The following is a 22,811-nucleotide window of genomic DNA, read 5'->3' on the forward strand; positions in this document are numbered from 1 at the left end:
TAATCGTCGTCAAGGACAACCCGGAGGATGGATAAAAAAATCGTCACCGCCCAACCGCATCAAGCAGTTGATTAATAATATCCCTTGTCGATTTATTTGGATTATTAATTAATGTCAGGGTTTCTGCCATTACTAATTGGGTTGCAGCATTGAGACGGAATAAGTCTATTTTTGAATTAAAAATAAAATCTTCCACTCGTTGAGGCGTTCCCATTAAATTATTGATTTCACAGTAAAGCTCTAAACTTCTAAAATTATAAGGATCATTATTCAAAAGCTTTTCAACTTTTTCAAGGGCAGCACTATAATTACCAACAACAGTATCATTTTCAGCCGATCTTAACTCACGAATTGCCTCATGTCTGGGATGGGCTCCTAATATACACACTAAATTTTCATTGCCAATCTCAAAAATCGGAGCCGGACACCCCTCTGCTTTCATGGTTCGTAGGATGGTGGGAATTCCCTGACCTTCTGTTTGAGCAAGTTGCAGTTTAATAAAAAAGTAGGCGAGACCTTGATTCCGCCAAAATGGAGATTCGCGACCCTCAACAAATTTGATTCTATCTATCGCAGATGGTAAAGTACCCGGTGAATTGATTTCTACACGATCTGAAAATATAGTAATTCTAGTGGGTTGATCAGACTCATAATCTCTATGGGCTAGTGCATTAACGACGGCTTCTTGTAATGCTCGATTGGGATATTTTGCCAGGTTTGGCATCGTCTTGCTAGTTTTATCAAAAACAATATAAGCCTCTGCATTTAAACGCTCAATCAGTTTATTTGCTTGTTCTACAATAGTTCCCTCAAGTTCGATCCTTTCTGCATGGGTTTCGCCTCTGTCTTTACCAGGATATATCGAAAAAATTGAGACTGCACCGGGGAAAAATCTTGTGGGTTCACGTCCAAACAGTAATAAGGCAAAATTGCGAGGTCTAAGAACATTTGTTAAAGGTTCTTTTTGACATAAAGAAGGGGCTAATGCCGCTAATTTAAAATCTGGTGATAAATATTCATCAATATCTCTCTTTCCATCCCATAACGACATCCGTTGAAGGTACTCTCGTAGAACGATTAAATCAAGATCGTTTACGGTTGCATTAAGATTAATTCTTCTATCCCAAGGTGGTAATTTGCCTTTTTTTACTAGCAGTTCCCTCAATAAACCATTACGAGCTTCACAAGTATTACTACCAATCCGAATATAGTAAGTCGTAGTAGATTGTTGTCTGAAAGAGTGGGCATGATCAGTAGCCGGAATGATTAAAACTAATACTCTTTTATCCTCTGTTTCTGCGGGAAGTTGAACAGTATGGGGAACAATGGGCGGATCTACATAGTCTCGACAAGCGTTTAATACTTTGCCCTCAACTTCTTTTAACTTTTGAGAAGTCATCCCTGGAAGAAGCATTTTTTGAAAGCCGTGTTCGTCTTTTACTTCTTTCGCACCACAAACAATATATCCACCCCCCAGATTTGAATAGTCATTAGCAAAAGCCACCGCAGTTTGGATAACATCATTAATATCTGCTACATTTTCTTTCCATTCCACCTGTTCACTTTCCCGATAGGCAAGTTCTTTTAAATCAATAGAGTAATTCATGAATTTTCACCAAGATGGTAGTGATTAATTAAATAAAGTGAATATATATAAGATTGGCTCTACTTAATATTATAGTGAATTTAGCGCGATCGATCTCACAGGTTGTATTGAAGTTAACGGAGGCAGAGCTTCCGATTAGCATTCCAGACTTAAGACTAAGCTGTTTAGCATTTAGACTGCATATTTTAAAGGCTGAAACCCCTTATTGGCTGGGATCTCCTCAAAAATTTAGATAATTAACAGCTTACTCTTGACGATTTTCCTGTAACAATGTTACTATGTAACAATGTTGCATAGTAATGGATTGAAAAATATGACTCAAGGTAAAGTTATTCGTATCTCCAACCCTATTTTTACCCGTCTTCAAGCGATTGCAGAACCACTAACAGATACTTCAGCCAGCGTTATTGAAAAACTACTAGATTTTTATGAACAGCACCAGAACTTAAATATTCGTGAATTAAATCCCGAAAATCCACCCAAATTAGCACATAGTAAAGTAACAAAAGTAATTTTAAATAATTTACATTTAACTAATCCTGGTTGGAATGAAATTATCGAAGAAATTCATATTATAGCAATGAATAAAATTAATTCTCGTGAAAAATCCTATGATAAGTTGATATTAGTTAGCAGTTTTAATATTACCGATGGAGAATATACAGAAAAGGGTTATAAGTTTATAGAAAAACTCAATATATCCATTCAAAATGTTTCATCTGATCACGCTTGGAAGGGAATTTTAAAGATGGTTAAAAAATTAAATATTTCTGTAAAAATTTATTTAACTTGGAAGGATAAAGAAGGTGCTTCATTTCCTGGGGAAGAATGTTTATTAAGTTGGAGTCCCGACTAAATTAGAAATAAGGTAAAATTGCAATATCAAAAGTTTTCTTTTAATGAATGAATTACAAAGGTTATACGGCTCAAATTGAAGTTGATGTAGAGGCTGGAATTTTGTTTGGTCAAGTGCTAGACATTAACGATGTGATTACTTTTAAAGGAAAAACGGTTGAAGAAATCAGGCAAGAATTTAAAAACTCTATTGATGATTATTTGGAATTTTGTCAAGAATTAGGGTTGAGCGATAAAACATGAGGTAGTGCGAGCGTCCTCGCTCGCTATCCTAATAGATACTTTCTATACTAATACATTATTTAATAAAATTATCGGAGGCAGAGCCTCCGGTTGGCATTCCAAGGTAGAACCTTGGAACGAGGGGGAGGGTTAGAGTTGTCCGAAACCTTTTTTCTTCTTGTCTTTCTTTTTCTTGGCTTTTGCCGCCCCGGGATAACCTCCTCCCATTCCTGGCATACCGGGCATTCCGGGCATACCCATACCGGGCATTCCTCCCATTCCGGGCATCATTCCTTGACTCATTTGTTGCATCATTATCCGCATTTTCTGGAAGTCACTAACTAACTTCATCACATCTTTTTCTAGCATTCCTGAACCCTTAGCAATACGTTTGCGACGGGAAGGAGAACTAGCTAATAAATCGGGGTTTTGGCGCTCATTAACGGTCATGGAATTAATCATCGCTTCCGACCGTTTTAATTGTGCTTCTCCCTGGTCTAATTGGTCTTGGGAAATCTTATTCATCCCCGGAATTAACTTAATTAATCCCCCCAAAGATCCCATATTTTTCATCATTCGAGTTTGACGCAGGAAGTCGGTAAAATCGAATTTTGCCGTAATAATTTTTTCCTGCATTCTCTCAGCATCCGCCAAGTCAAATTCCTCTTGGGCTTTTTCAACTAAGGTTAAAATATCCCCCATGCCTAAAATTCGAGAGGCAACCCGGTCAGGATAAAATGGTTGTAATGCTTCGACTTTTTCCCCCACCCCGACAAATTTAATCGGCGCCCCCGATACCTTCCGAATTGATAGCGCTGCCCCGCCGCGACTATCCCCATCCATCTTAGTTAAAATAGCCCCGGTAATCCCAATTTGGTCGTTAAAGGTGCGGGTTAAATTAGCAGCTTCTTGACCCGTCATCGCATCAACAACTAACAAAGTTTCATGGGGTTCAATAGTTTGCTTAATTTGGGCTAATTCCGCCATCATATTTTCGTCTATTTGCAGACGTCCGGCGGTGTCAATAATGACGGTATCAATATCTTGATTGCGGGCATATTCTACTCCTTGACGGGCAATTTCTACGGGGTCGGTATCGGTTCCCATTTCAAACACAGGAACGTTAATTTGTTTCCCCAATGTTATTAACTGATTAATTGCCGCCGGGCGATAAATGTCCGTTGCGACTAACAAAGTAGTGCGATTTTCCTTTCTCAAATGCAGGGCTAATTTTGCCGTGGCGGTGGTTTTTCCTGTCCCTTGCAACCCCGCCATTAAAATAATTGTTGGGGCGGTGTCCGCTTGGGCGAGGGGAACGTTACTTTCCCCCATGACGTTGACTAATTCATCATGGACAATTTTGACGAACTGTTCTCCGGGTCGCACACCGGACACGACTGCTGCTCCCTGGGCTTTTTCCCCGACTTCGGCGACAAATTCCTTGACGACTTGCAGGTTAACATCGGCTTCTAGGAGGGCGCGACGGACTTCTTTTAGGGCATCTTGAATATTAGACTCACTAATTTTATCTTGACCTCGGAGTTTCTTCCAAGTGGATTCAAAGCGTTCAGCAAGAGCATCAAACATAGCAATTTCTTTATTGAGCAGATTAACTTCACTCTCTATGATAATATTTAGTTGTTGCGCTTTAGCGCTCCATATTTGTAGAGTGCGCTGAAGCGCAACAACAAATTAAGGTTTAATCTCGTTTGATTTTTTCGACATTTTCATCAAAAATCGCTCCTCGTTTCTTCCAAGTGGATTCAAAGCGTTCAGCAAGAGCATCAAACATAGCAATTTCTTTATTGAGCAGATTAACTTCACTCTCTATGATAATATTTAGTTGTTGCGCTTTAGCGCTCCATATTTTTAGAGTGCGCTGAAGCGCAACAACAAATTAAAGTTTAGTCTTTTCTATCTTTTCATCAAAAATCGCTCCTCGTTTGATTAAGTCTGCTTTCACAGTTTCAGAAATTCCGGCATCATGCCAGAGGCGAGCTTCTTTAACATTTGCTCCGGTAAAATCAACTCCGGCTAAATTAGTTAAAGCTAATCCTGCTTGATATAAGTCGGCATTTTTTAGACAAGCTCCAGTTAAATTGGCATTGCTTAAATTACAGTTACTTAAATTGGCATCTTCTAAATTAGCATTCGTTAAATTTGATCCACTTAAATTTGCTAAAGCTAAACTAACCCGGTGCAAATCTGCTCCGGTTAAGTCGGCATCACTTAATAAGGCTCCGCTTAAATCTGCTCCCCCTAAATTGACATTTTTTAGGTCAGCATTGGTTAAGTCAATATCGCTTAAATCTGCCCCTCGTAAGTAGGCATTGGTTAATTTTGCCCCACTTAAATCTAATCCTCTTAAATTAGCTCCTAATAGTCTACCTTCGGCAAAATCTTCTAGGGGATTTAAACCTGCAATTTCCGCTAACTCTAAGAAATTATCGGTTTTTGCTGATATAATAGCTTGTAATGTTGTTTGTAAATCTGAAAAATGACAACCTTGAGATGCTGCTTTTTGAGTTAACAATTGTAGGTCTTCATGGGTTTTATAATGCAGTGCCATTTCGTGAATATCAGCAGGTAAAGGTTGTTTTTGTAACCAAAGTACGAGTTTACGCTCCAACACCGCCAAGCGATTTGGGCTAAGATTATGGGGCCACAGTCCTTCTACACCAGTCATAGGTTTTAATGATTTTGTTTATGGATATTGGTTAATGGATAGAATGGGTTGGATTCTGTCTATTCACCTAATCTTCATTCTCTCTAAAAATTGCCCCCCGTTGGACTAACTCGGATTTAATTCGCTTGGAAATACCTACTACCTCGGTAAAATCAACGTTTTCTACCCAGACATTTTTGAGTTCGGCTTGACTGAAGCTGGCCATTGTTAAGTTCACCCCTTGAAATTTTACCCCGGTTAGGTCGGCATAGTTGAGATTAGCTTGGCTGAGGTTGGCTTGGGTCAAGTTGGCATAGGGTAAATAGGCACTCATCAAGTTAGCATGGGTTAAATTAGCATGACTCAAATTAGCCCTAGGCATTTTAGTTCTGACATCGGCTTCGCTGAGGTTAGCACCTGTTAAATCGGCATCGCGTAAATTAGCGTTAGTTAAAATAGCATAACTGAGATTAGCTTCTTTTAAAATCGCTCCGCTCAAATCTGCTAAGGTTAAATTAGCATAACTGAGGTTAGTTTTTTCTAAATTTGCCCCGTGTAAATCGGCGTAATTAAAATCAAGATGACTTAAATCCATGCCTGCAAAATCAAATAAAGGATCTAAGCCAATATTTTCGGCTTGTTGTAGAATATTACCTGGATTTTCTATTAAAAATTCTCGAAAAATAGCTTGATGTTGTTGATAATAAGATTCAACTTGTTCCCATTGTTCTAACTGTTCATAGATGAGTTTTAAATGGTTAAAAGCCTGACCTTGACTGGGATAATTGTGGTGAGCTTGGGCGAGGATTAGTTGTTGTTGATAAGCTTCAATTGCTAATTGAAATTGTTCTTGAGCGAGATAGATTTTTCCTAATACTGATAATGCCTGTTCTTCCGTGCGGGTATCTAAAAATTGACGGGCGAGGGCTAACCGTTGATTTTGGTATTCGAGGGCGTTAACATAGTCTCCTAAATTATAGTAAATATTGCTCAGATTAATTAAGGCATTCATTTCACCTTTGGGATCTTGAATTTCACGGGAGATATCTAAATGTTGTTGATAGCAATTAATTGCCAGTTCTGGACTTAATAGGGCTTCATGTACAGCCCCTATATTCCCCCAGGCTGCGCCTTCCCGTTTGCGATCCTTTAAATTTCGGTAGGAGTGGAGAGCTTGTTGCCAAGATGCTAAAGCGGCTTGATATTCTGTATTTTGATAGTGTAAAATCCCTTGCTGGAATAACTCGTTGGCTTGATCTAACATCTAAATAGTTTATTTGATGAATTATTCGATCCAGATTAATCTAAATCTGCTAATTATGCAAGGGGGAATTCGATTGAAAATCCCTCTTATTCATGGATATTTAGGGGTATCTAGTCTAGGGTAAAAGTTATCTGTTTCCTTTTGACTTCCTCCTACAAAATATCAGGATTCCTCACGGTAACTTGATGCTCTGCTAAGTAGGTCTTAATTTCTGTCACGCTTAATTGACCATAATGCAATAAGGAGGCTAACAATGCTGCTTCGGCTTTGCCTTGGGTTAAGGCTTGATAAATATGCTCACAAGTCCCCGCGCCCCCCGATGCAATCACTGGAATTTCTACGGATTCGGCAATGGTTCGCGTTAATTCTAAATCATAACCTGCCTGGGTTCCATCGGCATCCATACTGGTGATTAGAAGTTCCCCCGCGCCCCGTTTTGTGACTTCTTTAGCCCAGATAAGAGCATCAATTCCGGTATTTTCCCGACCGCCTCGCACATACACATCCCAGCCGGGATTATCGGGATTAGTGCGCCGACGGGCATCAATAGCAACTACAATACATTGTACTCCAAAGCGATCGCTGGCTCGATTAATTAAGTCAGGATCACGCACAGCGGCGGAATTAATACTAACTTTATCTGCTCCGGCTCTTAATAAATTTTTAATCATGTCTAGGTTTTGAATTCCACCCCCCACCGTTAAGGGAATAAATACCTGTTCGGCGGTGCGATAAACGACATCAAAAATAATATCTCGGTCTTCATGGGTGGCGGTGATATCCAAAAATACTAATTCATCGGCCCCAGCATCGTTATAGGCCGCCGCCAATTCCACCGGGTCACCAGCATCTTTTAAATCAACAAAATTAACCCCCTTTACCACTCGACCTGCTTTTACATCCAAACAAGGTAAAATTCGTTTCGCAAGCATAATAACTATTGAACATTAGGACAATAAAATCAAGGGTGAAAATCCCTTTTTTGAGTTCAGATTAATTATATAGCAGGGAATACCAAAATAGGGAATAGTTAATTAATCAGTTCACTAATCATAATTAAGGAGAATTTCCAATGGAAACCAGACCCCCTTTACCCCCCTTTACCCTGGAAACCTCTAAAGCCAAAGTCCAAGCCGCTGAAGATGCTTGGAATACCTGTGATCCCGAACGAGTTGCATTAGCCTATACAGAGGATTCTGTTTGGCGAAATCGGGCTGAATTTTTTACGGGACGGGAGAAAATTCGAGAATTTCTGACTCGTAAGTGGAATATAGAATTAGATTATCGTTTGAAAAAAAAGTTATGGAGTTTCACCGATAACCGAATTTCTGTCACATTTGAGTATGAATATCACACTGATTCCGGTAAATGGTATCGCGCCTATGGTAACGAACAATGGGAATTTGCTCCTAATGGATTAATGCAGCGACGGGAAGCCAGTATTAACGATTTACCAATTCAAGAATCCGAACGTAAATTCCATTAAAAAGTTATATGATTCAGTCCGATAGCTGGACTATCATATCAAAGGTTAAGTCAAAGTAGGAATGTGCGTTGATATGTCTCTACTTTGGCTTAAAAAATCAGTATATTTACGGTTTTTTAACTCGTTATTTATCTGTGCTATTCTCCTAAATTCCCATCTAATATAAATCCTAGATTGCTGAAACCCGATTCCAATTTCTAATCCGAATCAAGTCTCATCCCGGCGGTTGGACTTGATTTATTCAGCTATAATATAATTGGAAACGAGCAAACAACCTTAAGAAAAAAGGATAGTCTTTAATAGTCAACAGTCAACCATTAACCGTTAACACACCAAATTATGAATTTCCTAGAAAGTATCAAAATGGCAACTACAACGCTATTAGCGAATAAAATGCGAAGTAGTTTAACTATGTTAGGAATTATTATTGGCAATGCTTCTGTTATTGCTATGATTGGTATTGGAGAAGGTGCTCAGAAATTTGTCAATAATCAAGTTAATTCCTTGGGGCCAAATATTTTATTTGTGTTACCTGGAAGCCCCGAATCTCAACGTCGTCCGGTATTTCCGCCGCAAAATTTAGTCTTAGAAGATGCGATCGCGATCGCCGAACAAGTGCCTTCGGTTGAACAAGTTTCTCCTTCTTTAAATGGCAGTGAATTAATTACCTATCGCAGTAATAATGCTTCAGCTTCTATCGTAGGAACCACACCGGAATATTTATCCGTGCGTAATTTTGATATTGCTAAAGGTCGATTTATTACGGATTTAGACTTAAAACGGAATGAACAAGTTGTGGCGTTAGGGTCAGAATTAGCTCAACAATTATTTGGAACTGAAGATCCGATTGGTAAGTCGGTTCGACTGCGGAATTTGAGTTTACAAGTTATTGGGGTAATGCAGCCTAAAGGCTCTAGTTTTGGCAGTAATGACGACATGAATGCCTTTGTTCCCTTAACTACAATGGCAAATCGAATTGTGGGAAATCGATCGCCCTACGGAACCCAAGTTACATTTATTTCTATTACTATTGATAGTCAAGATAATATGCGGGCGGCTCAATTTCAAGTTGAAAATTTATTGCGGTTACGTCATAAAATTACTAATGAAGATGATTTTACTGTTAGAAATCAAAAGGATTTAATGAATATTTTGGGCACTATTGCCGGAGCTTTAACTATTTTATTGGCAGCAACCGCAGCCATTTCTCTATTAGTGGGCGGTATTGGAATTATGAATATTATGTTGGTTTCTGTCAGCGAAAGAACTCAAGAAATCGGATTAAGAAAAGCGATCGGAGCGACCCAATCAGATATTTTAATTCAGTTTATAATTGAATCTGTTATCCTATCAGCAGCCGGGGGTTTGATTGGTACATTAATTGGCGTCGGTGGCATTTTAGTTGTCGGTGCTTTCACTCCTTTACAAGCCGGAGTTTCCAGTGTTGCGATTGTAACAGCCGTTAGTATTTCTGGTGCTATTGGATTATTTTTTGGCGTTGTTCCTGCTAAACAAGCTGCCAAACTTGACCCAATTGTGGCTTTAAGAAGTATTTAATTGGTTTAGTTTTGATTATAGGATTGCTATATCTCTGTTCCCTATTCCCTATTCCCTATCCTATTAAAATTATGAAAACATCAATTTCGACTAAACCAGAAAATCAAGATTCTCAAACCAATCCGGTTATTATTCACTTAGAAAATGTCACCAAAGTTTATGGGATGGGTGATATTCAAGTTCAGGCTTTAAAAGGTGTCACCTTAACGGTAGAACAAGGAGAATACTGTTCGATTATGGGTGCTTCGGGTTCGGGGAAATCAACGGCGATGAATATTATCGGTTGTTTGGATCGTCCCTCCGCAGGTTCCTATTATTTGGATGGGGTAAATGTGGCGCAAATGTCAGAAAATAATTTAGCCCGCATTCGCAATATTAAATTAGGGTTTGTATTCCAACAATTCCATCTTTTACCCCAATTAAGTGCTTTAGAAAATGTGATTTTACCGATGATGTATGCTGGAATTCCCTCGAATGAACGTCGAGAAAGGGCAAAGCAAGCATTAATTAGAGTCGGGCTAGAAAATCGCTTAAATAATAAACCGAATCAACTTTCTGGAGGTCAACAACAACGGGTAGCGATCGCCCGTGCTATTGTGAATCGTCCGGTATTATTATTAGCAGATGAACCGACCGGGGCGTTAGATTCTCAAACTACTCAAGAAGTGATGAATATTTTTACTGAATTAAATGCGGGTGGAATGACCGTTGTAATGGTCACCCATGAAGCCGATGTTGCCCGTCAAACCCGTCGAATTGTTTGGTTTAAAGATGGTGAAGTTGTTCATTCCCATCTCACCCCCAATGATTTACACAGTGCTATTTTTTAAAATTTAATTTCGTTTTTGTTGTTGGGCGTTGTTGGGCGTTGTTGGGCTTTAGCCCATCTTCTCAAGGTTTAAAATCTCACAACATTGAATAAGGATTGATTTAAGTTAGTTGCCAATTAAAAAATTTCTGGCCCCGATATTATATAAATTGTTGATAGCCCAGGATAAATGATTAATTTCTGGTATAGCGATGTTTTACTCCCAGGGGGAAATATTCGGGATCTGCCGTTAATTTGAGGGTGATTTGAGGGGTTTGATATTCAGGGGGAACATAATTAGCAAATTCGCTATTTAAGCGCTTTAATTGCGTTAAAATAGAATGGGCGATCGCTTGTTTTTTATCCTCGGTTTCTTCAATCCCAGGTGCTAATTCTACAACCACTGATAGAAACCGATTTTGATCAGAATCCTCCAAAATAGACATCACAAATTTACCCGTCACCCAATCTTTAATTAAGGGTTGTTCTAAACCTACGGTTATATTTTCAGGATAAATATTAGCTCCAAAATAGGAAATAATAAATTGCGATCGCCCAAATATAAAAACAAATGGTAAGGGATAAATTCCCCGATCTCCTGTTTTTTGTAATTCTAAAATCGGATCAAAATCCCATTGTTTCAAAAAATTTAACATTTCTTGAAATTCAATAATTCCGCCTTGATCTGCAATATGATATCGAATTAACGGAATCCCATTATCTCCCGAAAACAATAGGGTTCCAGTGATAGAATTATCTGTTTTTTGGACTTCAAAAAATCGACTTTTAGGATCATATTGAACTAAAGTTGGTAATCGAGATTCTCCAAATAATTGTTTGGCAATTTCTGGATTTTCAGATAAAAATTGACGAATACAAATACTCAAAGGTGTTTCATTCCCTAAAACTCCCGCATCTGCTGTCCCATAAAGGCTTGCCGAATCATAATTTGGTTGAGTTGATCCCACCCTTTCCCCGACTAAACGCCGCCATTCTTCACTAAAAACTTCCCCAGCAAATACTAATTTAACTTGATATTTTGCCCATTCTATGCCTTCAGTAATTCCCGTATCAATAACATCTTTAATAAACGGAGGATAGCCTAATAAAACCACTTGCTCAAACTGTTCTCCCAATTCTCGAATTACCCGAAAAATTTCCGGTTTTTGATTTCCTGGGGTAATCACTGTAAGGGGATAACCTTTAGTGGCTAAATGACGACAACAGGCCGTTGTATAGATTCCCCCAACCCAAGTTCCCAAAGTAAAACAAATCACCGCTAAAGTTCGACGTTGATCCGCTTGAAAGCTATCATAAAAAATCTGTTCAAAGCGAGTCGCAATTTGCAATTCATCACTAATAAAACGGGGCCAAAATGTTGGGTTTCCGGTGGAACCTGAAGAAACTGCAATTAAATCACAGGTTTCCAATTGACCATGACGACACAATTGGGATAAGGAATATTGACATAAATAATTTTCTTTCGTAATTAAAGGCAAAGTTTGGAAATCTTCCCAGGTTTGAATATCATCAATAGACCGATGATGGGTGGCTAAAAACTGTTGATAGGCGGGAACTTTTGTGACAACATCTTGGAATAGTTGTAAAACAGAATTCACCCCTCTATCTTCAGAGGGTTGAACTAAATTCGATAGGGGTGTAGATAAAAAGCCGTTTAAGGCGGAAATTGCCCGTTGGCGTTGTTCGTCTCGGAGTTGACCCATGCTACAGTCCTGATAAATTGCTACTCTAAATTAAGACAGATCGGAACCGTTCAGTATTCATTTTTTCACACTAACACCCCATGAGTCAATTAATTTATCCGGGTCTTGTTCTGAGAAACCATTATGCCATCGTCCGTGAGTTAGGACATGGGGGTTTTGGACGAACTTATTTAGCAAAAGATCAACATCGGTTTGATGAACTTTGTGTTTTAAAAGAATTTTCTCCCCAGGTACAAGGAAGTTTTGCTTTAAAAAAATCCCAGGAATTATTTGAACGGGAAGCGGAGATTCTCTATAAATTAAAACATCCCCAAATTCCTCGATTTCGAGAGTTATTTAGAGAAACAATTGATAATAAAGGGTATTTGTTTTTTGTCCAGGATTATGTTGAGGGTTTTAACTATCGAAGTTTATTGAATCAACAGTCTTTTACAGAAGCCGAAGTGATGCAATTATTATTCCAAATTTTACCCGTATTAGATTATATTCATAGTTATGGCGTGATTCATCGAGATATTTCTCCTGATAATATGATTCAACGTCAATCCGATGGTTTACCTATGTTAATTGATTTTGGCGGGGTAAAATTAATTCAAGCCAAAGTAGAATCGGAATTGGCAGTACAAGGGGGTCAAAATCCCTCACCTACAAGGTTAGGAAAAGTGGGCTACGCCCCCGATGAACAAATGCGTTTGGGTATGGTTTATCCTAATAGTGATTTGTATGCTTTAGCTGCGACAATGTTAGTGTTATTAACCCGAAAAGAACCGCAACAATTAATTGATCCACAAACCTTAAATTGGAATTGGAGAAAATACACTCAATTAAATCCAAAGTTTGGGGAAATATTAGATAAAATGTTAGCCTATCGTCACGGCGATCGCTTTTCATCGGTTCAGGATGTTCTGGTGGCTCTTTCAGCCATAAATCCACCCCCCCAAACCTCTATAAATCCCACTCAACCCATCCTAAATCAGAGCTTATTCCCCCAACCTTTTTCCCCTCAAGCCGGAAAAAATTCTCATATAAAAACGCCTTTATTAGTATTTGTTTTTATCTTAATTTTAGGGATTTTTGGATGGTTGGGAGGACGTTACGGGTTAAATAATTATGCAAATCAAGACTTAAACCAACTCGCAAAAACGGAGGAAAAACGACAAGAAGCATTACGAGAACAACTGCGTTTATTAGGAATTAATTCTAACTTTTTTGTAGAGTTAGTGGATGAAGAATTTTATCATCGCTATCCCGAACAACGGGGAAGAACTTTAACAGATAAATCCTCGGATTCAATTTGGCGAGAAAATTGGAATAAAATTGCAGATGAATTTTTGCAACATTTAGCGCAACTTAGTGATCAATCTCGGATAAAATTAGGAAACTATAGTATTAATGATCTAGATCACTTAAAAGCACAAGTGAATCAGTTACAGTTAAGTAGTCAATCCTTATATGATTTAGCGGATGCCAAATTTTTTGATCTATTTCCAGAACAATCAAGAAATGTTGATTTGGGGTTTCCTATGGGACAAGTTTGGCAAGCTATTACTAATGATGTGGTTAACAATTTAGAAGCGGGAACTGCCTGGGAACGGGTAGAATTTGCTTCTAAAAAAACTCAAAAAACCTTGAAATATCGACTAAAACCCGGTGAAGGAAAAATCTATATTGCTCACTTGAATAAAAATCAAGTTTTACAGGTGCGTCTCAAATCTCCACAATCCTCAACTTTACTTTCAATTTATACACAAAAAGCTCAATCCTTACTAGAAGATTCACCTAAAAACCGTTGGTCAGGTCGTTTACCCGATTCTGGTGATTATCAAGTGGTTGTGGTGTCTAAATCTTCCCGACCGTTTGACTATGAGTTAACCCTAGAAACTCGTTAAGGAGTTTATCATTATTGATAAGAGTATTCAAACGAACGGAAAAATTATCGGCTATCTGTCAATATTGAATATTTCTAATTGTCGAGGTTCAGGTTCTCACCCATACCAAATTCTCAAGGATATTAAATTTTATGGAAAAAATAAAAGTTGGGATTTTATATTCATTAAGTGGAACCATGGCAATTAGCGCAACACCATTATTAGAAGCAACCTTGATGGCGATCGCCGAAATTAATGCTCAGGGTGGCATTTTAGGACATCAAATTGAACCCGTAATTGAAGATGGAGCTTCCGATATTTCTATCTTTGAAAAAAAAGCTAGAAAATTACTAGAAATTGATCAAGTAGCCACGGTATTTGGCTGCTGGACATCGACGGCTCGTAAGGCAGTTAAACCAATATTTGAACAGTTTAATATTTTACTCTGGTATCCGGTTCAATATGAAGGTTTAGAATCTTCTCCTAATATTTTTTATACCGGTTCTTGTTTAAATCAACAAATTCAACCGGTGATTAGTTGGTCACTCGAAAACTTAGGCAAACGATTTTATTTATTAGGTTCGGATTATGTATTTCCCCGCACGGCTAATAAATTAGTTAAATCCCTCCTTAAACACGAAGGAGGAACAGTCGTGGGAGAACAATATTTTCCCTGTGGAGATAAAAACTTTACTGATATTATTGAAGAAATCAAACATCTCAAGCCAGATATTATTTTTAATACGTTAAATGGAGATAGCAATTTTTATTTTTATAATGCCTATTATGATGCTGGAATTAAACCATCAGATCTGCCGATTATGGCCATGAGTATTTCTGAGTCAGAAGTTCAAAGTATCGGTCAAGCCAGTATAGGTCACTATGCCTGCTGGAGTTATTTTCAAAGTTTAAATACCCCCCATAATCATGAATTTGTTAATAATTTTAAAGCCTTATATGGTCAAGAAAGGGTAACTTCTGATCCGATTGAAGCCGCTTATTTTCAAGTTTATCTATGGAAAAAATCCGTAGAAACTGCAAAAAGTTTTAAAACCAATGAAGTCAGAAAGGCTGCTTATTGTCAAACCTTTTATGCTCCAGGGGGATTAGTTAAAATTGAACCGAATCATCATTTATGGAAACACTGTTATATCGGCCGTGTCAACGAAATTAAACAATTTGAAATTATTTGGAAAAGTCCTAATTTAATTAAACCTTTGCCCTGGTTAGGAGTAGAAGAATTAAAAAATTTCCCTCAAGCCGATTTAGTTATTGATATGTTAGCTGAGGTATCCCAAGGGATTCAATATAGTTGTTTATTAGAGCAAAATAGCCTTAATTTAGAACTAACAATGCAAAAATTACAACTTGAAATTGAACAACGCCAAAGGATTGAAATTGCCTTACAAGAGGTCAATAAAGAATTAAAATATATGGCAATTACCGATAGTTTAACTAAACTCTCTAATCGATATTGGTTTAATGAATGTCTCAAATCTCTATGGCATAAAAATCTACACAGTCAAACCTCTTTAGCCTTAATTTTATGTGATATTGATTATTTTAAAAATTATAATGATACCTACGGTCATCAAATGGGGGATTACTGTTTACAACAGGTCGCTCAAGCAATTAAGAAAGCCGTTAGAAATAGTTGTGATATTGTTGCTCGTTATGGGGGAGAAGAATTTGCCGTAATTTTACCCCATACCACCTTATTTGATGCTTCACAAGTCGCGACTCGAATTAATCAGGAAGTGCAAGAGCTTCAGATTCCCCATTTAAACTCTTTAGTTAATGATTATGTCACCGTCAGTTTAGGAGTTTCCAGTCAGATTCCCAAGTTAAATTCTTCCCCCGAATTATTGATTGCTGAATCTGATAAAGCCCTTTATCAAGCTAAACATAACGGCAAAAATCAATGGTGTTTACACTATGTTTAAGATTAAGGGAACAGGGAACAGGGAATAGGGAATAGGGAACAGAGGTAATATTTCTGGTTGTTTCATATCAGTATTGAAATGTTACAACCTCCGTCTCGAAGGCGCGGATTGCTATATTCCCTGTTTATTTTAAGCCGAGCGTTTTTCTAGCTGTAAGCGTTGTTCCGATTGAATTGAATTAATCCAAAGTGGGAGAAATGTTTTCAACCATTTTTCCCCTTGAATTCCATACAAACGATGTCTTCTTAATTGTTCTATAATAGATTGGCTTCCGGGTAAAGTTAATTGTTCTATGTCGCGTTCAATCCAACGCTGCATTAATGCCCCAGTTATTTCAGGATGAAACTGAAGAGCATAGGCAGTTTTTTCATAACAAAATGCTTGATTTGTAAAGGTTTTTCCCGTGGCTAATAATACGGCTCCAGAGGGTAATTCAAACCCTTCTCGATGCCACTGATAAACATATTCCAAATCGTGAAAATAATCCTGTCCTTCTATAGTTGGAGTAATGGGAAAATAGCCAATTTCTTGAATATCTTGGGGATGGACAGATACTTTTGCCCCTAAAACTTTAGCTAATAGTTGCGCCCCTAAACAAATCCCTAAATAGGGTTTTTTCGACTCCAAAACCAAGGGAATCCAGTTTAATTCTGTGCGAATATGGGGTGAAATATTCTCATCATTGGCACTCATTGACCCCCCAAAAACAATCACCGCATCATGTTTGTCTAAATGGCCGGGTAAACTATCCCCATGACTGGGAAGGCGAATATCGAGTTGATAACCATAGGATGTTAGAATTTGTCCCAACCGTCCCGTCTCGGAAGTGGGTTGGTGAATAATAACGAGAATATGTTTCATGCGTCTGATGATTCCAATAAACTATTCAAACAAACCAGAAGTTAGTTTATAATTAAACAATAAAACACTATGGGTATTCTAGTATAGTTTTCTTGGATAATTGTTGTATTTTTTAATACATTTTAGTAAATAAATACTAATTAATTACTAGGAAAACCGGGAAAATATTGATTAACTCTTTAAACTGACACCACTATAAAAATTTAACTCCGATAATCGGACATTTATATCGGGGAGTTTTAGTAAAAAAATCAAATAAAATATTCTGATTTGTATGAGTATGTGCCAATAAAAATCCCCCGCCTGCGAGGGAAGTTAAACCCGGTTCCGTAACACAATCTGCTAAAATACAAGCCACCGCCGCATCAAAAGCATCAAACATCACCAACCCGGCTGCAACGGTTTTGGGATGTCCTGCGGTAATCACCCCGTTGGTTTTCTTCATACTTTTTTAAATTTTCGAGGTCAACGTTTCAGGATACAATATATTTTCGACCTAAAAAGTTTCACTTCCTGCGATTACGCCTTTTGAATATCAAGTTTTTCTCTGCGTAGAAGTCAAACCCTCAGTTTTTTGGAAGTCAAACTTGTTACTGGACATAGAATTCTTAGCTAAAGCATTTTTAAGTTTTGGATGAGGAACTTCTTACCCGTAAAATAATTCAATATAACTAAGCACTTTCACCTTATCCTGTGGCATCAAAACCTTTCAATATGATGGATTCTTTGCGTAGCTTACGATTCATGCGTCAACACCACCTTAACCATGCTCTGCTAGTGGGACTGTTCTCTTGGGGCGCGGTTTTGTTGGGAGTTGTCCCAGATGTTTCCGTATCAAATGCTTCTGGGTTCAATGCTGTTGTTCTAGCTCAACAGTCCCCAGAATTTAGTGAGGCTGAAATTCGGAATTATGCCCGTGCTGTCCTAGGAATTGAACCCAGACGTCAGACCGCTTATAACGAAATTCAAGCAATATTCGGGGCGGGAAAATCTATTCCCGATGTGGTTTGTAGTGAAACCAAAACCATTAATGGCCTGGATAAAGGTGTTCGAGATATTGCGGTGAATTACTGCACCCAAGCTAAATCAATTATTGAAACCAACGAGTTAACTATCACTCGTTTCAATGAAATTACCCAACGTCAACAAGCTGACCCCAGTTTACAAAAACAGATTCAAGGGGAACTCCAGCGTCTACAAAACTAATCTGAGATTGTCTCAAAATTAACTCTATATATGAACCTGTTATGAAAACTACATTACCATTTGGTCAAATTCTATCAAAATCCTTAACCGTTGCTATTCTATCCGGTTGTGGTGGTTTTATTGGATGGAGTCAAACCCCCTCCCAAGGATTTCCGGTTTTGAGTTGGGGTTCGCCAGCCCAAGCTCAAGATAGTTTTAACTATAGTGAAGAAACGATTAGAAATTATGCTAAGGCGGCTTTAGCGTTAGAATCTCGACGTCATGAAGTAGCCAATGAAATTAAAAAAATTGTTGGAGATGTTCCCCGAATTATTTGTGACCAACCTACCAGTTTTAATGGCTTACCTGGAAATGCGCCTCAATTAGCAGTTAGTTATTGTGACCAAGCGAAACGCATGATTGAATCTAAGGGATTAACAATTGCTCAGTTCAATGATATCACCCGTCATCAACAAAATGATCCCCGTTTTAGACAACAAATTCAAGCGGAAATATTAAAATTATTACAATCAGGCGGAAACTAACCGTTGTTGCGCTTCAGCGCACCAAGAAGGGCTAAAGCCCAACAACTAACCTTTTATTCTGTTGTTGCGCTTCAGCGCATCAAGAAGGGCTAAAGCCCAACAACTAACCTTTTATTCTGTTGTTGCGCTTCAGCGCATCAAGAAGGGCTAAAGCCCAACAACTAACCTTTTATTCTGTTGTTGCGCTTCAGCGCACCAAGAAGGGCTAAAGCCCAACAACGATTTTTTTTTGATTATAGACACCTAACTTATATTAAAATGTAGGATATCTATAATAATTTCAAGGATTAAATCAATGACGGAATTGTTTATTAAGCTGGAACAGGATAACGATATTGTAATGTTGGGTAAGGATACATTTACAGTATCGAGGTTGAAAGAGTTGATGACTGAGAATATGAGGACTAGACTTTTCTCTAACCCTCCAAATTTACCTAATTCATTATGCCAAAGTTTAAAAATAACAGATAAATCAATAGCGCTAGACTTAACTGAATTTAGATTGGTATTTCCTCTTAACGGAACAGAATGTCAGTTACTCCAATTAAAGTCTGGACAGTGGATTTCAGGTAAAATCAGATTTCAAGCCGATGCAGATCATATATATAGTCAGGGAGGTTATAGTAATAGACTGATTATAGAAGCAGAATTTGCTCCTGATGAAATAATATCTAACGAAGAAGAACAGAACAACATTAATTATGATAACAGTTTAGATAAAATTAGAGCAGAATTAAACCAAATGAACGCTATTTAATTATAGGGTTTAGGTTTTCCCACAGTATTTAAGGTTGGGCTTGAAGACCAAACTCCTACGGTAAATCTTAGATATTTTAAAGATTATAGATACGCTTCAAGCTAGGACAGTCAAATAGCATAAGCTCTTGAGAATCTCAATAAATTCAGTCACAGACATCTCAAATCCTTTAAAATTAGGTAAAATTTATTCATTGTGCCGAATGGGATGAGATCATGAATATTAAATTCAACGATGAAGCAGAACTAGATGTTTTTGGGTTAATGAAACATAACGTAATGTTTGATAAACTTCCCCTAGAAGTAAAACAGTGGGCTGAAAGTTTACCTTGGAATCAACGTCGTTATGTTCTCTCTCTGTGCTATATTCTATGTGCATCTTCCCCCGAAAAACAAGCAGAATTTTTAGATGAATATACCGCCGATGGTTTAATGGCGAAGATGTTGGAGGATATTGATACCTTGCAAAGAGTTAAACAATATCTCAGTGCTTTTCAAATAAAAGCCCCCCTAAACGAATCAGTTTTACGCGGGTATATTAGACAGTTTTATATTCATTCAGCCCAGGATGCTCGGTGTCAACCTAGTCAATATTTAGAATCTGCTTTAAAATTAGCATTAAGCCCAAAAGACAAAGATAATGTTTTTAATTATATTATCGGATTTGAAATGATTAAACTCCTATTTCAAATGAGTTGGGTACAACATGAACGACTCTCTCGCCTACAAACTAATCAAGATTATTTTATTAAAAATTATCTCAAACCGATTCAACACGCCCATAAAGTGAACGGAATTATTGTTCCTAAAGATGAACGGGTATTTTTTGCTAAACGGGATTATTATGTACAGAAACCAGACATTAGATCAAGAAAGTTAATTGAGTTAGTGATGGCAACCTTTACCACTAGCCAAGTTATTGCTTGTGGATTCTCCCTTACCCGTCATAGTCGAGCCTTCGATTTTGATTATGACTATATTTTTAACTCCAATGAACCCGATAGCATTTTTCCTTGGGGCTCAGAATCCATGATAGGATAGAGAATAGGAATTATTTTCTAATAACCCAGATCCCATTATTAGCAAACAGTTGATCAACTCTTTTCTAATAACTCTTACCCTGATAACTTGTACGGGCGGGTTCATTGAGATTTAGGTGATTAACAAAGAACTCACAGAACCCGCCCTTACAAATAATTACTGATAACTGTACTATGCTTTTATCCAAAGGTTTTGAAGTGGAAATGTATACCGGAACTCCCCAAGGTGACGTAGTGGGATTATCCGACAAAATTGTAGCCCATTTAGAAGGATTTGTCCGAGAACCAGATAGTCGCAATGTCGAGTACACAACCGCCCCCCTATGTAATTATGAGCGGTTGTTGTGTGCCCTAGTTCGACCGCGGCGGGAACTGCGAAAATATTTACAACAGTTGGGCGACTATACCATCATCCCAGGAAGCACCCTACCCCTGGGCGGTACGGAGAAATTTTATCGCTCCGATCCCCAAAATCCCTATCATGATTATATTGAACAAACCTATGGTACGGATGTAGTTACTGCCAGTATTCATATTAATGTGGGTATCGCTGACCTCGAACAGTTAATGCGAGCAATTCGTTTGGTGCGGGTGGAAGCTCCCTTATATTTAGCGATGAGTGCTTCCTCTCCGTTTTTGGGTGGCAAAGTCACCGGGTATCATTCCACCCGTTGGCATTTATTCCCCAAAACTCCAGCCTTTGTCCCCTTATTTGAAAGTCATCGCCATTTTATTGACTGGACAGAAACCCAACTGGAACAAAAAACCATGCAGAATGTTCGTCACCTGTGGTCATCGGTACGACCCAATGGCGATCGCCGTCCCTATAATTTAAACCGTCTGGAACTCAGAATTTGTGATTTGATGGTCAACCCCATCGCCTTATTAGCAATCACAGCCTTATTAGAAGCTCGGATCTGGCAAATGTTAGAAAATCCTGACCTTGATCCATTGCAACTCAGTCAACTGCCTGAAACCAGTCGGGCTGAGGATTTAGTCGAAATTTCAGATCAAAATGAAATTCTCGCGGCGCACCATAGTTTAGACGCCCAACTGCGGCATTGGAAAGATGGCAGCCTAATTTCCGCTAGAGATTGGATTGAACAAATTTATGCAGAAGTTTGGCCAATTGCCAAAAAACACGGGTTTAGTTGCTTTCTGTCTCCGGTGAAAAAGCTACTGCGAGAAGGGTCTACCGCCCAACAATGGTTACGACTGTCGGAACAGGGCCACGATCCTCGCTTTATTATTCAACAGGCGATTCAGGAGATGGCAACCCAGGAAAAAGAGTTTGAAGATCAAATTTTTCAACCCCTGATAGCCTGAAAAAAAGCCGATTATTAGATCAGAATATCTTATAGATAAATTTCTTTACAAAGTATAAAGAAAAACTATAGATTTATTACTCGTCAACCGGGTTGATCCGACCCAAAAGCCCTTGTTTCCTGGTCTAATTACCTCATGCCTCACGTTGTCTTAGTTCAGCCACAAATCCCTCCCAATACCGGAAATATCGCCCGTACCTGTGCAGCAACCTGTACCGAATTACATTTAGTCGGGCCATTGGGGTTTGAAATTAGCGATCGCTACCTAAAGCGAGCGGGTTTAGATTATTGGCCCTACGTTAAACTCACCCATCACCCAGATTTTTCCAGCTTTCAAACCCATCAGCAACAACGGGGCGGCCGTTTGCTGGGGTTTAGTACCAAAGGGGCTTCTAACTATATCCAGTTCCAGTTTCAAGATTCCGACTGGTTGCTCTATGGCAGTGAAACCACCGGACTTTCGGCCGATGTATTGGAGACTTGCACCGCAACAATATATATTCCCATGGCTGAAGCCGGAGTGAGAAGTTTGAATCTCTCCGTGAGTGTTGCCATCAGTTTATTTGAGGTACGCCGCCAACTCGGTTATTTGGGGTGAATTCCATCCCTCAAACCCTGATATTGTGTTAATCCCAAAAACCACCCCAATCTGATAACTTTTTTTTATAAGTGACCGGATTCAATTGTCCCCCGACAGTGATAGATTTTATTCATCTAAACGGGGTATTTTTTCCTATCACAAAAAAGCCATAACCCTTAACTGGCTTTGATTTAAAGCTCTTAATTGTCTATTTTGATCGATCTTGTCATCTGATCCCCAGAAATTAACAGCCCCAGATCAGGTGTTGTATTTTTGGTAGGAACTGGTGTAAATTCTCATCTGAACTCTGGTGACAGAATTCACTCATATTTAAACATCCTCGGCCCTCAAGGGTTATTGTTTATCTATCCTTAATTTTCAGGGTTCGCATTTCAATCTAACTTTGGCTTTTGTTGCCGAAATTGAAAAATCAAGGTAATCTGACTTAATCAAGATTATCTTCAGTGATTTCAGTCAATAATTAATGTGATTAATTTCACTGATATGAATTTCTTGAGCGG

The 22,811-nt window shown here is 38.4% G+C and carries 21 protein-coding genes; 13 read left to right on the forward strand and 8 right to left on the reverse strand.

Annotated elements, in window-relative coordinates; all coding sequences use genetic code 11:
* Positions 1-43: 43 nt before the first annotated feature.
* Positions 44-1,606 (reverse strand): RNA/DNA-binding domain-containing protein, encoded by a 1,563-nt coding sequence (locus tag AC559H_RS22450; protein ID WP_026794882.1) that lies wholly within the window; start codon positions 1,604-1,606, stop codon positions 44-46.
* Positions 1,607-1,919: 313 nt separating this feature from the next.
* Between AC559H_RS22450 and AC559H_RS22455 the strand changes: the two genes are divergently transcribed.
* Positions 1,920-2,462 (forward strand): T4SS efffector SepA family protein, encoded by a 543-nt coding sequence (locus AC559H_RS22455; RefSeq protein ID WP_026794881.1) that lies wholly within the window; start codon positions 1,920-1,922, stop codon positions 2,460-2,462.
* A 47-nt stretch (positions 2,463-2,509) separates the two neighbouring features.
* Positions 2,510-2,704, forward strand: a complete 195-nt coding sequence (locus AC559H_RS22460) for a type II toxin-antitoxin system HicB family antitoxin (RefSeq protein ID WP_026794880.1) — start codon at positions 2,510-2,512, stop codon at positions 2,702-2,704.
* A gap of 129 nt (positions 2,705-2,833) precedes the next feature.
* Here the strand turns inward: AC559H_RS22460 and ffh are convergent, their stop codons facing one another.
* The 4 genes from ffh to hisF all read right to left on the reverse strand — a co-directional run bounded on the left by ffh (position 2,834) and on the right by hisF (position 7,544).
* Positions 2,834-4,270, reverse strand: coding sequence for a signal recognition particle protein (gene ffh / locus AC559H_RS22465; RefSeq protein WP_026798596.1), 1,437 nt, complete (start codon positions 4,268-4,270; stop codon positions 2,834-2,836).
* Positions 4,271-4,580: 310 nt separating this feature from the next.
* Complete coding sequence (locus AC559H_RS22470) at positions 4,581-5,369, reverse strand: pentapeptide repeat-containing protein (RefSeq protein ID WP_026798597.1); 789 nt, start codon at positions 5,367-5,369, stop codon at positions 4,581-4,583.
* A 67-nt stretch (positions 5,370-5,436) separates the two neighbouring features.
* Positions 5,437-6,612 carry a pentapeptide repeat-containing protein gene (locus tag AC559H_RS22475; protein WP_026794879.1) on the reverse strand — a complete coding sequence of 392 codons (1,176 nt, stop codon included), beginning with the start codon at positions 6,610-6,612 and terminating at the stop codon, positions 5,437-5,439.
* Between the two features lie 152 nt (positions 6,613-6,764).
* Complete coding sequence (gene hisF, locus AC559H_RS22480; protein WP_026788555.1) at positions 6,765-7,544, reverse strand: imidazole glycerol phosphate synthase subunit HisF; 780 nt, start codon at positions 7,542-7,544, stop codon at positions 6,765-6,767.
* A gap of 140 nt (positions 7,545-7,684) precedes the next feature.
* Here hisF and AC559H_RS22485 point away from each other — a divergent pair, with 140 nt between their 5' ends.
* The 3 genes from AC559H_RS22485 (at position 7,685) to AC559H_RS22495 (ending at position 10,485) form a co-directional block, all read left to right on the forward strand.
* A complete protein-coding gene (locus tag AC559H_RS22485; RefSeq protein WP_026794878.1) occupies positions 7,685-8,098 on the forward strand; it encodes a nuclear transport factor 2 family protein in 414 nt (137 codons plus the stop codon).
* Between the two features lie 339 nt (positions 8,099-8,437).
* Positions 8,438-9,655: an ABC transporter permease gene (locus tag AC559H_RS22490; RefSeq protein ID WP_026794877.1), complete on the forward strand. Its 1,218-nt coding sequence runs from the start codon at positions 8,438-8,440 to the stop codon at positions 9,653-9,655.
* Positions 9,656-9,726: 71 nt separating this feature from the next.
* The gene (locus tag AC559H_RS22495) at positions 9,727-10,485 is read left to right on the forward strand and encodes an ABC transporter ATP-binding protein (protein WP_026788557.1); all 759 of its coding nucleotides are present in this window, start codon (positions 9,727-9,729) and stop codon (positions 10,483-10,485) included.
* Positions 10,486-10,657: 172 nt separating this feature from the next.
* Here the strand turns inward: AC559H_RS22495 and AC559H_RS22500 are convergent, their stop codons facing one another.
* On the reverse strand, positions 10,658-12,187 hold the full coding sequence (locus tag AC559H_RS22500; RefSeq protein ID WP_036832049.1) for a phenylacetate--CoA ligase family protein: 1,530 nt from the start codon (positions 12,185-12,187) through the stop codon (positions 10,658-10,660).
* Between the two features lie 80 nt (positions 12,188-12,267).
* On the opposite strand from AC559H_RS22500, the gene AC559H_RS22505 reads away from it, so the two are divergent.
* Entirely contained in the window at positions 12,268-14,076 is a 1,809-nt protein-coding gene (locus AC559H_RS22505) for a serine/threonine-protein kinase (protein ID WP_026794876.1), read from the forward strand.
* Between the two features lie 131 nt (positions 14,077-14,207).
* Positions 14,208-15,998: a transporter substrate-binding protein gene (locus tag AC559H_RS22510; RefSeq protein WP_051319555.1), complete on the forward strand. Its 1,791-nt coding sequence runs from the start codon at positions 14,208-14,210 to the stop codon at positions 15,996-15,998.
* Positions 15,999-16,127: 129 nt separating this feature from the next.
* Here AC559H_RS22510 and AC559H_RS22515 read toward each other — a convergent pair whose 3' ends face one another.
* Together AC559H_RS22515 and AC559H_RS22520 are read right to left on the reverse strand one after the other, a co-directional pair.
* Positions 16,128-16,859, reverse strand: coding sequence for a glutamine amidotransferase-related protein (locus AC559H_RS22515; RefSeq protein ID WP_026788560.1), 732 nt, complete (start codon positions 16,857-16,859; stop codon positions 16,128-16,130).
* Between the two features lie 193 nt (positions 16,860-17,052).
* On the reverse strand, positions 17,053-17,304 hold the full coding sequence (locus tag AC559H_RS22520; protein WP_026788561.1) for a gamma-glutamyltransferase: 252 nt from the start codon (positions 17,302-17,304) through the stop codon (positions 17,053-17,055).
* Between the two features lie 269 nt (positions 17,305-17,573).
* On the opposite strand from AC559H_RS22520, the gene AC559H_RS22525 reads away from it, so the two are divergent.
* From AC559H_RS22525 to AC559H_RS22550, 6 genes are all read left to right on the forward strand, one after another.
* On the forward strand, positions 17,574-18,065 hold the full coding sequence (locus AC559H_RS22525) for a DUF4168 domain-containing protein (RefSeq protein ID WP_051319554.1): 492 nt from the start codon (positions 17,574-17,576) through the stop codon (positions 18,063-18,065).
* A 41-nt stretch (positions 18,066-18,106) separates the two neighbouring features.
* Positions 18,107-18,589 (forward strand): DUF4168 domain-containing protein, encoded by a 483-nt coding sequence (locus AC559H_RS22530; RefSeq protein WP_026794874.1) that lies wholly within the window; start codon positions 18,107-18,109, stop codon positions 18,587-18,589.
* 295 nt (positions 18,590-18,884) lie between these two features.
* Positions 18,885-19,346, forward strand: a complete 462-nt coding sequence (locus AC559H_RS22535) for a KGK domain-containing protein (RefSeq protein ID WP_026794873.1) — start codon at positions 18,885-18,887, stop codon at positions 19,344-19,346.
* Between the two features lie 215 nt (positions 19,347-19,561).
* On the forward strand, positions 19,562-20,386 hold the full coding sequence (locus AC559H_RS22540) for a hypothetical protein (protein ID WP_036832045.1): 825 nt from the start codon (positions 19,562-19,564) through the stop codon (positions 20,384-20,386).
* A gap of 173 nt (positions 20,387-20,559) precedes the next feature.
* Entirely contained in the window at positions 20,560-21,711 is a 1,152-nt protein-coding gene (gene gshA, locus AC559H_RS22545) for a glutamate--cysteine ligase (RefSeq protein WP_026794871.1), read from the forward strand.
* Positions 21,712-21,846: 135 nt separating this feature from the next.
* Entirely contained in the window at positions 21,847-22,308 is a 462-nt protein-coding gene (locus tag AC559H_RS22550) for a tRNA (cytidine(34)-2'-O)-methyltransferase (protein ID WP_026794870.1), read from the forward strand.
* The last annotated feature ends 503 nt before the right edge of the window (positions 22,309-22,811 follow it).

The organism is Planktothrix prolifica NIVA-CYA 540 (assembly GCF_963864145.1).
In the GTDB taxonomy this organism is placed as follows: Bacteria; Cyanobacteriota; Cyanobacteriia; order Cyanobacteriales; family Microcoleaceae; genus Planktothrix; species Planktothrix agardhii.